The sequence below is a fragment of the uncultured Cetobacterium sp. genome, assembly GCF_947038635.1.
Lineage (GTDB): Bacteria > Fusobacteriota > Fusobacteriia > Fusobacteriales > Fusobacteriaceae > Cetobacterium_A.
The window spans coordinates 1-15,180 of record NZ_CAMQXC010000046.1 but is presented as its reverse complement, the minus strand read 5'-3'; the positions used below and the strand labels follow the sequence as shown (position 1 = coordinate 15,180).

The 15,180-nt window shown below is 29.2% G+C and carries 13 protein-coding genes; 4 read left to right on the top strand and 9 right to left on the bottom strand.

What is annotated here, in order from left to right; all coding sequences use genetic code 11:
- The 4 genes from Q0V08_RS06105 to Q0V08_RS06090 form a co-directional block, all read right to left on the bottom strand.
- Window positions 1-536, bottom strand: a 536-nt coding sequence (locus Q0V08_RS06105) for an NAD(P)-binding domain-containing protein (protein WP_297433013.1), incomplete at its 3' end; no start/stop codon positions are given.
- Window positions 537-559: 23 nt separating this feature from the next.
- Window positions 560-2,935 carry a trans-4-hydroxy-L-proline dehydratase gene (hypD, locus tag Q0V08_RS06100; protein WP_297433011.1) on the bottom strand — a complete coding sequence of 792 codons (2,376 nt, stop codon included), beginning with the start codon at window positions 2,933-2,935 and terminating at the stop codon, window positions 560-562.
- A 5-nt stretch (window positions 2,936-2,940) separates the two neighbouring features.
- Window positions 2,941-3,852: a trans-4-hydroxy-L-proline dehydratase activase gene (locus Q0V08_RS06095; protein ID WP_297433009.1), complete on the bottom strand. Its 912-nt coding sequence runs from the start codon at window positions 3,850-3,852 to the stop codon at window positions 2,941-2,943.
- A gap of 14 nt (window positions 3,853-3,866) precedes the next feature.
- Window positions 3,867-5,072 (bottom strand): hypothetical protein, encoded by a 1,206-nt coding sequence (locus Q0V08_RS06090; protein WP_297433007.1) that lies wholly within the window; start codon window positions 5,070-5,072, stop codon window positions 3,867-3,869.
- Between the two features lie 275 nt (window positions 5,073-5,347).
- On the opposite strand from Q0V08_RS06090, the gene Q0V08_RS06085 reads away from it, so the two are divergent.
- Window positions 5,348-5,929: a cupin domain-containing protein gene (locus Q0V08_RS06085; protein ID WP_297433005.1), complete on the top strand. Its 582-nt coding sequence runs from the start codon at window positions 5,348-5,350 to the stop codon at window positions 5,927-5,929.
- 29 nt (window positions 5,930-5,958) lie between these two features.
- On the opposite strand, the gene Q0V08_RS06080 is transcribed toward Q0V08_RS06085, so the two are convergent.
- Window positions 5,959-6,192, bottom strand: coding sequence for a hypothetical protein (locus Q0V08_RS06080; RefSeq protein ID WP_023051294.1), 234 nt, complete (start codon window positions 6,190-6,192; stop codon window positions 5,959-5,961).
- 138 nt (window positions 6,193-6,330) lie between these two features.
- Here Q0V08_RS06080 and Q0V08_RS06075 point away from each other — a divergent pair, with 138 nt between their 5' ends.
- Complete coding sequence (locus tag Q0V08_RS06075) at window positions 6,331-7,092, top strand: hypothetical protein (RefSeq protein ID WP_297433001.1); 762 nt, start codon at window positions 6,331-6,333, stop codon at window positions 7,090-7,092.
- 55 nt (window positions 7,093-7,147) lie between these two features.
- Here the strand turns inward: Q0V08_RS06075 and melB are convergent, their stop codons facing one another.
- Genes melB through Q0V08_RS06060 form a run of 3 tightly spaced genes read right to left on the bottom strand, consistent with a single transcriptional unit; the run spans window position 7,148 to window position 11,757 of the window.
- Complete coding sequence (melB, locus tag Q0V08_RS06070) at window positions 7,148-8,503, bottom strand: melibiose:sodium transporter MelB (RefSeq protein ID WP_297433000.1); 1,356 nt, start codon at window positions 8,501-8,503, stop codon at window positions 7,148-7,150.
- A 20-nt stretch (window positions 8,504-8,523) separates the two neighbouring features.
- Window positions 8,524-10,719 (bottom strand): alpha-galactosidase, encoded by a 2,196-nt coding sequence (locus tag Q0V08_RS06065; RefSeq protein WP_297432998.1) that lies wholly within the window; start codon window positions 10,717-10,719, stop codon window positions 8,524-8,526.
- A 12-nt stretch (window positions 10,720-10,731) separates the two neighbouring features.
- Complete coding sequence (locus Q0V08_RS06060) at window positions 10,732-11,757, bottom strand: LacI family DNA-binding transcriptional regulator (protein ID WP_297432996.1); 1,026 nt, start codon at window positions 11,755-11,757, stop codon at window positions 10,732-10,734.
- A 222-nt stretch (window positions 11,758-11,979) separates the two neighbouring features.
- Between Q0V08_RS06060 and mprF the strand changes: the two genes are divergently transcribed.
- Together mprF and Q0V08_RS06050 are read left to right on the top strand one after the other, a co-directional pair.
- Window positions 11,980-14,526 carry a bifunctional lysylphosphatidylglycerol flippase/synthetase MprF gene (gene mprF / locus Q0V08_RS06055; RefSeq protein ID WP_297432994.1) on the top strand — a complete coding sequence of 849 codons (2,547 nt, stop codon included), beginning with the start codon at window positions 11,980-11,982 and terminating at the stop codon, window positions 14,524-14,526.
- Window positions 14,527-14,546: 20 nt separating this feature from the next.
- Window positions 14,547-14,960, top strand: coding sequence for a rhodanese-like domain-containing protein (locus tag Q0V08_RS06050; RefSeq protein ID WP_297432992.1), 414 nt, complete (start codon window positions 14,547-14,549; stop codon window positions 14,958-14,960).
- Window positions 14,961-14,998: 38 nt separating this feature from the next.
- Here the strand turns inward: Q0V08_RS06050 and Q0V08_RS06045 are convergent.
- A partial coding sequence (locus Q0V08_RS06045; RefSeq protein WP_297432990.1) for a hypothetical protein occupies window positions 14,999-15,180 on the bottom strand: 182 nt, incomplete at its 5' end.

Below are 15,180 nucleotides of genomic sequence, written 5' to 3'. Positions count from 1 at the left end.
CATATAAACATATGCTGGCGAACTTCCACTAACTCTACTACTGCGTCCATCATATACTCAGCTACAACCTCAGCTTTTCCTATAGAGTTTAAAAGAGTACAAATATATTCTAACTCCTCTTTAGTAACTTTTTTATTAGCACACACTGCTGTCATTCCCTCACAAACCATTGCTGGAGTATTTGGCATTGTTCTTACTATTTTAATCTCTTTTCCAAAAGTTGCCTCTAAATTTTTTAGAGTTTGTCCTGGTGCTATTGTAACTACTGTTGTAGTTTCTTTTATAAATGGTGATATCTCTTTTATTACTTCACTATAAAACTGTGGTTTTACAGCTAAAAATATCACATCACACTTTTCCACAACTTCCTTGTTATCCTCAGTTATATTTATTCCATAGTTTGTTTTTACTTTTTCTAAAGTTGGTAAAAACTTATCTGAAGCGAATACATCCTCTTTTTTTACAATTCCTGAAGAGATTATCCCTTTAATTATTGCACCAGACATATTTCCTGCCCCTATAAATCCTATCTTCACTTCTTGCCTCCCTTTTTCTCTAACTAATTAAAATTTTGTTCTGTTCTATCTATTATCTCATCTTGTAAAGCCTTGCTTAAATTTCTAAAGTGATCACTATATCCAGCAACACGAACTATTAAATCCTTATACTCATCTGGATTTTGTTGAGCCTTTAAAAGTGTCTCTTTATCTATTACATTAAATTGTATATGATGTCCATCCATATTGAAATATGTTTTTACAACATCTGCCATATGGTTTAATCCCTCTTCTCCCTTAACTACATTTGGAAGGAACTTTTGATTTAAAAGTGTTCCACCAGTTTTTAAATGATCCATTTTTGCTGCTGATTTTAGAACTGCTGTTGGTCCATAGATATCTGCACCTTTTTCAGGAGAGATTCCCTCTGAAACAGGTTTATGAGCTAATCTTCCATTTGCACTTGCCATCATAACTTCACCAAAATATACATGACATGTAGTTGGTAACATATTTATAGCATATCTTCCACCCTTCATGTTTGGTCTATCTGTTACAACTGAGTTATAATATTCAAATACTGATTTCATTATATCATCAGCATAATCATTATCGTTTCCATATTTTGGAGTTTTATTTTTAACTAAATTTAATATTCTAGCATTCCCTTCAAAATTGCTATCTAAAGCTTTCATCAACTCTTCCATTGTAAAGTTCTTCTCATCATAAACATTATATTTTATAGCTGCTAAAGAGTCAGTTATTGTTCCAATTCCTACTCCTTGAACATATGTTGTATTATAACGAGCTCCTCCAGCATTATAATCTTTTCCTCTAGAGATACAATCATTTGTTATCACTGATAAAAATGGAACTGGCATATATTTAGCATAGATTGTTTCAATTATATTACTCCCCTCTATTTTAATATCCATAAAATACTTTATCTGTTTTTTATAAGCTTCAAATAGCTCCTCGTAACTTTTAAAATCCTCTGCATAACCTAATTTTAACCCCAGCTGCTTCTCACTAATTTTATCATAACCATTATTTAAAGTTAACTCTAAAATTTTTGGTAGATTGAAATATCCTGTTAATATATATGCTTCATTTCCAAAAGCTCCAGTTTCTACACATCCACTTGCTCCACCTCTTCTAGCATCAGCTAAAGTTTTTCCAGCATTTAAAAGCTCTTGAACTATAGCTTCTGTATTGTAAAAAGCTGGTTGTCCCCACCCTTTACGTGAAATTGCGCAAGCCTCTTTTAAAAATTTAATTGGTGTTTTTCTACTAATTTGAACATTTGAACTTGGTTGTAAAAGTTTCATCTCGTCCATACATCTTAAAATCAAGTAACTCACATCGTTAACTCCATCTTGTCCATCAGGAGTTATTCCACCTGTATTTATATTTGCAAAGTCTGTATATGTACTACTCTCTTTTAAAGTTATTCCAACTTTTGGAGGTGCAGGTTGATTATTAAACTTAATCCATAAATTTTCTAAAAGCTCTAATCCTCTCTCCTCATTTAGAATTTCATCTTCACAATCTTTCATGTAAAATCCATTTAAATGTTGATCTAATCTTCCTGGACTAAATGCATCCCATGGATTTAGTTCTGTAGTTACTCCAATATGAACAAACCAATACATTTGAATAGCTTGCCAATAAGTTTTTGGTTTATGAGCTGGTACCACTTCACAATTTTTAGCAATTTGTAAAAGTTCCTCTTTTCTAACTGGATCTTTCTCTACTTTTGCTAATTTATGAGCTAACTCTGCGTAACGTTTTCCTAAAGTTATAATTGCATCACAACAAATACTCATTGCATTTAGTTCCTGTTTTTTATCTAAAGCTTCTTTATCATTTAAAAAATCTAATTTTTCAATAGTTTTTTGAATCTTTTTCTTATAATCTAAAAATCCATACTTATATATATTTTCAGAACCTACAGTATGTCCAGGACCTCTTTGCTCCATAAACTCTGTAAAAATTCCACTTTCATAACACTCTTTCCACTCTTTCCCCATAGAGTTTATAATCTTATTTCTAATAGATCTTTTTTCCCAATATGGAATAATTTCATCTTCCTGAATTTTCAAATCCTCTTTTGTAACTTTAAAAGATATTAAATCTCTATCATTCATTACATGCATATCATCTAAAGTATGACAACAAAGTTCTGGAAAAGTTGGAGCTGCTTGTGGACCATCACCTTTTTCCCCCACAATTAACTCACCTTCATTTATGCAAATAGATTTATTCTCCATAAAATGTTTAAAAGCAAGAGCTCTTAACTCTGGAATAGAAACTGCTCCCTCATATTTTTTATATGCTTCTGTTACTAACTTAGCTCTTTCAATATAAATATGTGCTGGAGTTTCTACACTTTGCTCTCTTAATTTTTGAATTCTTTCATTCATCCCTCTTTTTTTCATTTTATCTACCCTCCTATTTTAACATCTGAAAATCCATTTTTTCTAAAGATATCTAAATACTTTTCTAGCTCTTCCTGTGAAGGTGTAACAAAATCTTCTCCTAAATAATTTAAATCTAATTTTTCATATTTGTTTGTTCCTGCTTTATGATAAGGAAGCAGATTTATTTTTTTTACTTGAACACTGTCTTTTAAAAATTTCACAATTGCTTCAATACTTTCTTCACTGCTATTTACTCCACCAATTAAAGGTATTCTTATATATATGTTTTTTCCACACTCACTTAAATACTTTAAATTTGAGAGTATTAGTTCATTTCCTTTTCCCATATATTTTTTATGGACTTCATTGTCCATTGTTTTTATATCGTATAAAAATGTATCCACATAATCTATTAAAGCTTCATAATTTTTTTGTGGAGCATAACCACAAGTATCAATAGTTACATGATACCCTCTTTTTTTTATCTTTTTTAATAATTCAATTAAGTAACCAATATCTTGAGTCATTATCTCTCCACCTGAAAGAGTGACTCCCCCTCCTGATTCTTCGTAAAACATTTTATCTTTATCAATCTCTTTTAAAAGTTCCTCTATTGGATATTGTTTTCCTACAATCTCTCTAGCTTCATTGACACAATAATCTAAACATGTTTCACACAGTATACAATTTTCTCTTTCTGTTTTAGCTACATTCTCTTTAACTTTTATAACGTGCTCAGGACAAATCTTTTCGCACTCTTTGCACCCTTTGCACCTTTCATAATTAAAGAGTAACTCTGGGGTATATCTTTGACTTTCTGGATTATGACACCACCAGCAGTTTAATAAACATCCTTTAAAAAATATTGTCGTTCTTATTCCATCCCCATCATGAAGAGAATATTTCTGTATATTTATTACATAGGGTATTGCCATCTTCTTCACTTCCTTTAAAATATTAATAGTAGTTTAAATAGATAGTTTGCTGCAACTCCTGCTATAAGCCCTCCTAAAAGTTGCCATAAAATACATATTTTTATAAAGTGATTATGCTTTAATGTATCTAACATTCCCACATGTGTACTTAAAAATCCACTCCAACAAATTCCCATTCCTGTAAATACTGCAATTGTATTTGCATTAGCTAAACCTTTATCTATAAATCCTTTAGTTAACCCCATAGCACTTCCAACTGCCCCTAATGCTGTAAAGGGATAAGCTAATAATTCTGGTTCTCCAAATCCCCATAACATTTTTGCAACAGGTGTAAAATATGATCCTAATCTTGGAAGCAATTGAACTCCTTCATAAGCTGCTCCCACATATGTTCCATTTTCTCCTTGAGGTCCAAATGTTAAAATCATAACAAATGTACAAATTAAAACTGTTCCTGAAGCACATGCAAGACCTAAAGTTACCCCTGATTTAGCACCATCCATCATAGATGCTAAAAGTCTTTCAAAAGCACTTCCTGCTCTAATTTTTCTAAAATCTCCTTCCTCTTTAGTATCTATTTTTTCACTACTTGATTCATTATAATATTTCTTAGCATACCTTAATACCATTCTAACTGAAAATACTCCTCCAATAACTGCTCCAATATTTCCTATAAGTACAGCTTTTATATATTCACTTCCTAAACTCAACATATACGCTGTAACAATAAGTCCCATTCCAAATGTTGTTCCTAAATTTGTATAGGTTACTTTTTCAGCTTTTGTAAAATATTTACTAAATCCCTTATCTTCTGCAAGTCCTAAAATAGCTGGATTGTCTGATATATATGTTGTTACAGCTCCTAGTGCTGCTGCTCCTGGTAATCCAAAAAGTGGCCTCATAAGTGGTGATATTATTTTGTTAATTAAAGCGACAATTCCAAACTCTGACATTATTGAAGCTACTGCTCCTGCTAAAATAGCTACAGCCATAATGTAAAAAGATGTATTCATTAAAACATCATGCCCAGTTTTCATCATAACACTAAAAACTTTATCAATTCCCATAACACTGCCAAGATAAATAAAAAGAGTTACAAATACTGTTAAAACTACAAAAGTTTCTTTTGAAACTGAGGCGACTTCTCTTTCAACGCTCTCTTTTTCAGGCACTTCCTTCAATACATTTTCATCTGTTATCTTTTGTTCTGTCATTTCCATTTTAATACCTCCCTTTTATTTTTTGAACGTATTATTCATATTGTGCCTATTATAATCCTTAATTTTATTTTTTTCAACTAATTTTTTCATTTTTATGAATTTTAATATATTTTTAAAAAGAAAAACCCTGTTTTGAATATAAATTCAAGGTTTATAAAGCTTTATTTATTCATATAAATGAAATTTTGTATTCTGTTTAAAAAAAATGATAGAATTTTATCATTTTTTATGATAATTTAAACTATACGATATTTTTTATAATAAAGGGGGTTTTAATGAGTAAATATTCTACTAATATTGGTTCTTTAATAAAAGAACTTCGTAAAAAAAAGGAGATGACCTTAAAAGACTTAAGTGTTGCTAGCAATCTTTCTGTTGGTTTTTTATCTCAACTTGAAAGGGGAATGACAAGTATCGCCATTGACTCTTTAGAGATTATTGCTCACTCTTTAGGTGTTGAACTTGAATTTTTCTTTGATTTTAATAGAAAAGAAGAGAGTTGCAATCAAATAGTAAGAAGTTATAATAGAGATGCTGTGGCTATTACTGATAAAATTATTCAACATAACTTGAGCCCAAATATGAAAACTTTTGACCTATATCCTAGATTAATTGATATTATGCCATTTACAGATAACGGTTCATACAATTTACAGCTTTATTCACATGAAGGTGAGGAGTTTATATTTGTTTTAGAAGGTGTGCTAACTTTAAATCTCGAAGATGAGGAGTTTACTCTTTATCCTGGAGATAGTACTACTTTTAATTCTAAAAAACCACATAACTGGAAAAACGAAACAAATTGTATAACTAAAATTATTTGTGTGCATAACCCTAACCCATTTAAAGAGATTTAAAAATATATATAAAATAAAAAGAGAGAGGATTATTTCATAACCCTCTCTCTAGCTTTTATAAACTTTTTATTACAATATAGACATCTACTACTTAACTCACCTTCATCTTCAAATTGCTCTGAAAAATCACTATTTGGAACTCGCTTTCCACATATTTTACAAAACTCATTCCGTCCCTCTCTCTGTTCAAAAATCAACTCTATATTTCTAGCTATATTTTTAAAAATCTCTTGAATCCTTTTAAAACTAAAGAAATTTAACATTTTTATCACCTCATAATTATTATAATCATTTTACAAAAAATAAACAACATTCCTTTTATTTTATTAAAGTTTTAAAGGATTTCTATTTTTTTTTAGAACATACAGATGTAAATATCTTTATCGGGAGGATTTTCAATTATGAAAAAAGTTGTTATTCTATTAAAAAATGGCAATGATTTAGATCTTATTTTTAAAAGCTATCTTCATTTAAAAACTCATTTTGGTTTTGACATAGTTCCAATGTATATTCGAGACATTGCCTATAAGATACCAATTAGTGAGACTGTTTTAAATTCTGGTGGTGCAGCTGAAATTTTAAATGAAATGGAAGATGATTTTGTAGCTCAAGTAAATGTGGCTTTAAAAAAATACAAAATTGAAACTGAGCTTATTGTTCAATCTGAAGTTGGAGTAGACGAAGTTAAAACTCTTCTAAAAACTGCTGATTTACTTATGTTAGAACAAAGTGAATATTTAAATGATCTATTTTTAGAGTTATTGAAAATTGCTTATAGGCCTATTATTATTTTAAGAAATAAACCATTAACTTTTGAAAATATTTCAATAGTTTCCAATGATGGAATTAAAATTAATAAAAGTGTTTATAATTTTTTAACTCTTTTCCCTAATCTAGATGTAGAAAGTATTCCAATACTTTCGTGGAATTGTAACTATGAAAAACACTATTTAGTTGAGCTTATGAAAAATAAAGGGATTTCTGGAGATGTTATAAACTTTAACTCTAAAGATGATACTTTAAAAGATTTCTATTTTGCTTTAGGAAAATCTAACTTAGTTATTATGGGAAATCTGAGTCGTTCGTTTTTCTTTGAAAAAATAACTAATCGAACTGGACTAAATCTTTTAGAAAATTTAAATACCTCAATTTTTATTGGGTAAATTGCAATCTTTCAATAAAAAATGGTGTAACTAAGTCAGTTACACCATTTTTTTACTACACTTCTATCTCTCTTTTTACTTTTATAGCTTCAACTATCTCATCATAGTATTCACCATTTAATCTATAATACTTTTTATAGATTACATACCCAAATATTGAAAGCAAAATTGGAAAAACTATCATCAAGTATTTAATTCCCATTATAGCTGATCCACTTTGAGCTACATTTGGCACATATCCCACTAGTGATAACCCCATTCCTATTAACCAACCACTTACAGCTGATGCTGATTTTACAAGCAACGTTTGAACTGAGAAAATTACACTTTCATTTCTACTTCCAAATTTAAACTCTCCATAATCTACAACATCTGCTAGCATAACTGTTGAAATTCCTAAAGTTAATCCTCCACCTAATTTTGCTACTATTCCAGCAAAAGCTATTAAAGTTCCATTTGTTGGTGCTATATTTCCAAAAACAAATAACATTAAAAATCCTACTACAGGAAGTGCACATGCCAAGAAAAATACTTTTTTTCTTCCCAATTTTCTTGATAAAAATGGAAATGCCATTAAAGATCCTATCTCTGCTAAACCTGAAAATCCAGTAAATACTGAAAACAAAGTTTCTACTCCAATTACATATTTAAAATAGTATATTGCTACTCCACCTGAAATTTGAGCCATTAAATTATACATTAATACTGTTCCTATTAATGCTACCAATTGATCATTTTTTAAAATCAGTTTAAACGCCTCTTTTAAATTTATTTTTTCACTATTTTTCTTTGTTTTTATCTGCTCCTTTACATTTGTTACCATTAGTAAAGTTGTTAAAATAAACACTCCTGCAATTCCAAGTGACAGTAGGGAAAATCCTCTGCCTTCATTTCCTTTTCCTAAAAATGCTATTAGTGGTAACCCTAAACTTCCAAGTGATAACCAAGCTAAACTTGCAAATATTCTAGGTACTACTGCTATCTCCTCTCTTTCTTTTTTATCTTCAGAAAGAGCAGGTATCATAGACCAAAATGGTATATCCATAACTGTATAAGTCATCCCCCATAAAATATACATAATAGATATATAAATATACAAACTTTTTCCACTAAATGCCTCTGGTTTTGTGAACATCCCAACAACTGTAATAGCATTTAAAAGAGTTCCAATTAAAATCCAAGGCCTAAACTTTCCCCATTTACTTCTTGTATTATCTACAATCATTCCCATAGCAGGATCATTTATTGCATCCCACATTCTAGCCACTAAAAATAGCGTTCCTACAAATGCTGGAGCTAAACCTAAAACATCTGTAAAATAATACATTAAAAATATATAAACTATTGCACAAGCATAATCTTTTCCTAAAGCACCTAAACCGTATGATAACTTTGTTTTTAAACTAACCATGATACTCCTCCCGTGAGCTTTTATTTAATCTCTTTTAATTTAAAAATTCTACTTTTAAAATCTTGAGTTTCTGAATCTTTTGAAAAGTATCTTTCTGGTTGTGGAAATATAATTCCAATATTCATAAGTTCATCTCCATAAGCTTCAAATACATCATTTACTAAATATTTTTTTTCAGAATCTAAACCTTTCAGTATCACTTTTTTATTATATCCTGGATTTGGTTCAGCTAAAATTGTAAAATGTCCAACTAAAGCTTCATCTTTTTCTTTGCTTACAACCATCCAAGCTGCTGTATTGCTTTCAAAAGGACTTTCTAGTCTATAAAAATCTCCAAATTGTATAAGTTTTCTATTACTTTTATAAAAATTTAAATATTTCGTTACCTCTTCTCCCATTTTAGTGTCAAAGTCTAAAAGATTCAATTCATATCCAAAATTTCCAAAAGTAGCCACATCATTTCTTGTTTTTAAACTAGTTTTTCTTGCTGTTTGATGATTTGGTATATCTGATACATGTGCTCCCATTGATATTAAAGGATATGCCAACGATGTTCCATGTTGAATATTAAGTCTTACTATTGCATCTGTATCATCACTAGTCCAAACTTGTGGCATGTAGTAAAGCATTCCTGCATCAAATCTTCCCCCTCCTGATGCACATGATTCAAATAATATATGTGGAAACTTAGACGTTAACTTTTCTAAGATTTCATATAATCCAAGTATATATTTATGTGGTAAATCTTGATATGTTATCTCTGTCATATTTCTATTCATATCCCATTTCACATAACTTATAGGTGCTTCAGAAAATCTTTCAGATAAAATATTCACTATATATTCTCTAACCTCTTCTTTTGAAAGATCTAATATATATTGATTTCTTCCCATTGATAATCTTCTATTTTGTACTCCTAAAATCCAATCTGGATGCTCCTCATATAACTTACTATTTTTGCTAATCATCTCTGGTTCAAACCAAAGTCCAAATTTAATTCCCTCTTTTACTACCTTTTCCCCTAAACCTTTTACTCCATTTGGTAGTTTTTCTAAATTTGGAAACCAATCTCCTAAAGATGTTTTATCATCATCTCTTTTTCCAAACCAACCATCATCTAAAACAAAGAGCTCAAATCCTAACTCTTTTGCTTTTCCTGCCATAGCTACAATTTTCTCTTCATTAAAATCAAAATATGTTGCTTCCCAGTTATTAACTAAAATTGGTCTCTCTTTATCTCTCCACTCTCCTCTTGCAACTCTTTCACGGAAAAGTTTATGGAAAGTTTGACTTAAATCATTCATTCCTTTATCACTATAAACAATTATTCCCTCTGGAGTTTGAAAACTATCTCCTCCGTCCAATTTCCATTTAAAATCAAATGGATTGATTCCCATTGTAACTCTTGTTGCATCAAAGTGATCTACTTCTACATGGGCTAAAAAATTTCCTGAATAAACTAGTGCAAAACCTATGCTTTCTCCAATATTTTCAGTTGTTTCAGGTCTTTTTAAAATTATAAATGGATTTTGATGAGCACTACTTGCCCCTCTAGTACTATCAATATATTGACATCCAACCTCTAATTTTCTATTTTTTATAAATCTTTCTCTTGCCCAAGCTCCTGAAAGATGTACCATCTCGTAGTTATAATCTGGAAGGTCTAGTGCAAAACTCATAGCTCTATGGATATTTACACTCTCTTGCCCATAATTTTCAAACTTTGCATTTCTAGTTATTACATCTCTATTTTTATAAGTCGTATATGTTAAAAATAGTTTACAATTTAAAAGAGTGTCTACTAACTCTATCTCTAAAGTTTCTCCCTCCTCCTCACTTTCCATATAAGTTGAAGGTAAGCCTTCTAATTTTTCCTTTCCTTTATATACTCTATACCCTTTATATAAAAACTCAGTAACTCTACTACAATCACTGCTCTCTATTTGAAAAGCTGGTTTTCTAAAATCTGTCGTTCCATATGATGGATATTCCTGCTTATAATACTCTAAAGAAAATCCAGAATCCTCTTCATGATGAGCTATTATTCCTATACCTACTTCTGGTTGATTGAAGAAATGAGAAAAATTTTCTCTATGCTTTATTTTTTTACCAAAGTATAAATTACCTAATTGTCCATTTTTCATGACATTAAATATATAACTCATATTTAAACTTTGTAAATGAAACTCTTTTTTCTCCTCGTTTATATATATCATCTTTCCTCCTAATTAGTCTAAGTAGCTCTCTTTTATATACTCTTTTAATCCCTTTATCAAAGTTGTTTTTATAAAAGTAACTTTTTGCTTTTCTCCTTTATCATCTTGAAGTAGTTCCACAGCTGCTTTAGCTAAACTATTTATATCTGGAGCTACTGACATAAGCCCTAAAGGAATTGTATTTCTTAAATTATCAAACCCTATAATTGGAATATTATCTTTTCCATTTTCTTTTAAAATATTATTTACACAATAACTCATATTATCATTGGCACAAAATACCCCATCAAACTCTATTTTTTTTTCCAACAAATTCATAATTATCTCTGTAGCTTTTTCATCAGAGTAGTTACCATTGTAAATCATTGGAGTCATTCCAAATTTTTTCATAGCTTCTACATATCCTTTTTCTCTTTCTTTTCCAGAAAGTTTATATCTATCTCCTGAAATATGAATCACTCTTTTTTTTCCTAAATTTATAAGGTGTTCAGTAGCTTCTTTAGCTCCATTAAAGTCCTCTGTATTTATATAATAAACTCCTTTATTTTCGCAATTTGGATTTGAAAGATAATCAACTAATACTATTGGTGAATGTTGCTTTATTATCTTTTGAACATTTTCATCTCCCTCTTTAAATCCTATAAATATTCCCCCAATAATATCTCTATTTACATATAAAGATTCCACTTTAGAAAAGTTATTATCATTTATTACATCAACTAATAGTTGGTAATCCAGTTTTAACGCCTCTTTTAAAACTCTATTTATAAAATCTAAGTAATAACCAAAAGATAATCCATTATCTAGTATTTTACTTTTATCATTATTATCGCCATAGATAAAAAGTCCAATTGTTCTACTTTTTTTTCCAGCTAAAACCTGAGCACTACTGTTTGGAATGTATCCTAACTCATCTATAACTCTTAAAATTTTTTCTCTTGTTTCTGAAGGAACATTAGGGTAATTATTTATGACTCTTGAAACTGTACTTCTTGAAACTCCAGCTATTTGAGCAACTTTTGTACTATTTATTTTCACTTTAACCCTCCTAAATGTTTTATGAACGCGTGTTTATTATTTTTACAAGACGATTATATTGTATTTAGAACATTTTTACAAGAAATTTTATTTATATATCATCTCACTTTTTTAACTTAGGTAAATTAAGTATTCTTTTTTTTATTTTTATTTAATAGAGGATTATGCAGTTTTTTTTGTAAATCTATTATAGTTATATTTAATTAATGAGGTGGGGTTACTATGGAAAATGTTTCAAAATTTAATAAGAAAAAAATTATTGAATATTTTAAAATTACAGCTGAATTAACTATTTTTTTAGTTGCTATATTTTTTATACATAAGGAGTTGAAAAAATATAATCTTTACGATTTAAAATCTTCAATTGAAGCTATCCCATTTTGGGCAATAACTTTAATTATCTTTTTTGTTTGCTTAGATTATCTTATTTTAACTTGTTTTGACGTCTTAGCTTTTAAAAATGAAAACTACAATCTTCCTAGAAAAAATATAAGTTTTGTTGCCTTTGTTAGTTTTGCGTTTGCTAATTCAATTGGTCTTTCTGGTCTAACTGCATCTGGACTTAGATTAAACCTATACTCTATACTAGGAGTTCCGTATAAAACAATTATGAATGTAGTTATCTTTTGTTATACAACTTTTTGGCTAGGTTTACTTTGGATTGGCGGTATTTTTTTAACTCTTCTTCCAATCTCTTTGGTGGATATAAAGCTACCTATAAAACTACCAATAGCTACAACTGTTCCTATTGGAGTAATACTTCTAATTGGAGCTTTTATTTTTACAGGAGTAATTATAAAAAAGCATAAAAATACTAACTCAATTTTAATAAATAGAATCTTAATAGCTCTTGCTGATTGGGTTTCTTTAAGTTTTGTATTGTATTTTGCACTACCTCCACATAATAGAATTGATTTCTTTCATTTTTTAGCTATTTTTATTATTGCACAAATTTTAGGTTTTTTGAGTAACGTTCCTGGAGGGATTGGAGTTTTTGATCTAATTTTCTTAACTTTATTAGGAGGAGCATATTCTTCAGATAAGATTATTGGAGCTCTTTTAGTATATAGAATTGCGTATTTCTTTATACCACTCCTTGTTGCTTTTACTATTTTTACAATTTATCATCTTTTCATTAGAAAAGATAACACTAAAATTACAGAGATGGAAAAAATAATTTTTTCTCAATTTCCTAATTTTTTAAGTCTAATCATTACTTTATCTGGAATTATACTTATTTTTTCAGGATTTTTTCCACTCTCCTCTGAACTGATAACAAAAATCGAAGTTGTATTTCCATTTTTAAACTTGGAAACTTCTCATTTTATAGGAGCAGCTATTGGAACTACTCTGTTATTTTTAGCTTACTATATTGAAAAACGATTTGAACTTGCTTACTTTATATCCCTTATTTTTCTAGGGTGTTCTATTGCTCTATCTATTGTAAAAGAGTTTCATCTATTTTTTACAATTTTTTTAACTCTAAGTTTCATAGGAACAATTCCTACTAAAAATTATTTTTATAGAAAAAATAGCTTCTTCTCTGAAAAACCATCTATAAAAAAACTTTCCACTATAATATTGGTTATTCTAATTGGGGTGTATCTTGGTGTTTTTTCATATAAAGAAACTGAATTTTTTTCGAAAATATCTTGGAGTTTCTCAAATACACTTTTAGGTATTTTCTTTGCATTTGCTATCTTAATCATTTTAAGTGTTATTGGTGAAAAGAAAAAATCATCTATTGAGGAAAAAAATAGTGAAGCTCCTCAAGAAGAAAACTCTCCAACAGATAGAGATTTAAGAAATTGTATCAGTCTTTCTAGCACAACTGATGCTTATTTATCTCTTTTAGGTGATAAAGAGATAATCTTTGATGATAGTAAAAACTCTTTCATTATGTTTGGAAAAAGTGGTCACTCCTTTGTGGCTATGGGAGATCCTATTGGAGATGAAAAAACTTTTGGAAGTTGTATTTGGAAGTTTTATAATCACTGTAAAGCCAATAAAAAAGAGACTGTTTTCTATGAAATCAATAAAAATCATCTGAATTATTACTTAGATGTTGGACTTAGCTTTTTAAAAATTGGTGAGTTTGCTCAAGTCCATTTAGAAACCTTTACTCTAGATGGAAGCGATGCTAAGCCTCTTAGACATGCTTTTAATAGAGTTGAAAAAGAAGGATATACTTTTGAAGTTATCCCCGTTGAAAAAGTCCCTGAAATTTTAGATGATTTAGAAAGTATCTCTAATGAATGGTTACAAGATAAAAATGCAAAAGAAAAAGGATTTTCTCTCGGAAAATTTACAAAAGAGTATCTTTTAAATTTCCCTGTGGGAGTTATAAAAAAGGATAATAAAATTTTAGCTTTTGGAAATCTTTTAGAAACAGATAACAAGGAAGAAATCTCCCTTGATTTAATGAGATATCGAAACGAAGCTGTTCATGGAACAATGGATTACTTTTTTATCTGTGTTATAAATTATGGAAAAGAAAATGGATTTAAAAAATTTAATTTAGGAATGGCTCCCTTAGCTGGTATTGAAGATAATACAGCTTCATTTTGGAATAAAATTGAGCGTGCTATTTTTTCTCATGGAGAGCATTTTTATAACTTTAAAGGGCTTCGTAGTTTTAAAGATAAATTTAATCCTCAATGGGAACCGAGATATATTGCTTATTCGGGACCTTTTAATTTGCCAAATATATTAAAGGATGTTACTCTTTTGATATCTGGTGGTATCCGAGGACTTATTTCTAAAAAATAAAAAAATTTGAGGAGGCTTTTATGAAAAAAATAATTTTATCTATGCTTTTATTACTTTTGGGATTTGGTACTACTTCCTTTGCTAATACACCATCTTATAATGATGTTGAAGGTTATTATGAAACAGTTTCTCTTGCTGAAGTTATGGACATTTTAAACAAAAATAAAGGTACTCTTTTAGATGTTCGAAATAACGATGAAGTGGAAAAAACAGGATTAGTTAAAGGAGCAAAACATATTCCTCTTCCTGAATTAGAAAAACGTTTGCCAGAACTTAATAAAGATGAAACATATATAACTTTTTGTGTAAGTGGAAATCGTTCTAAAAAAGCTGCTGAAATTTTAAAGAAAAATGGATTTAAAAATGTTTATAACTCTAAAGAGGGAATGAGTACTTGGCCTTATAAAGATATGGTTGAACCTATTAAAAAATAAGCAAATAAAAATCTGAGCTTAAATAGAGCTCAGATTTTTTATTTTATCTTATTCCAATACTCTCCTATCTCCTCTAATGTTTTTCCTTTTGTTTCAGGAATAAGAGGTATAAAAAATAGTGATAGCATACTTATTGTAAAGAAAATAAAAAATGGCAATGATTCACTTCTTAAATCTATTGCTGGATAAATTTGTGTTAATGTTATATCAAATATATAGT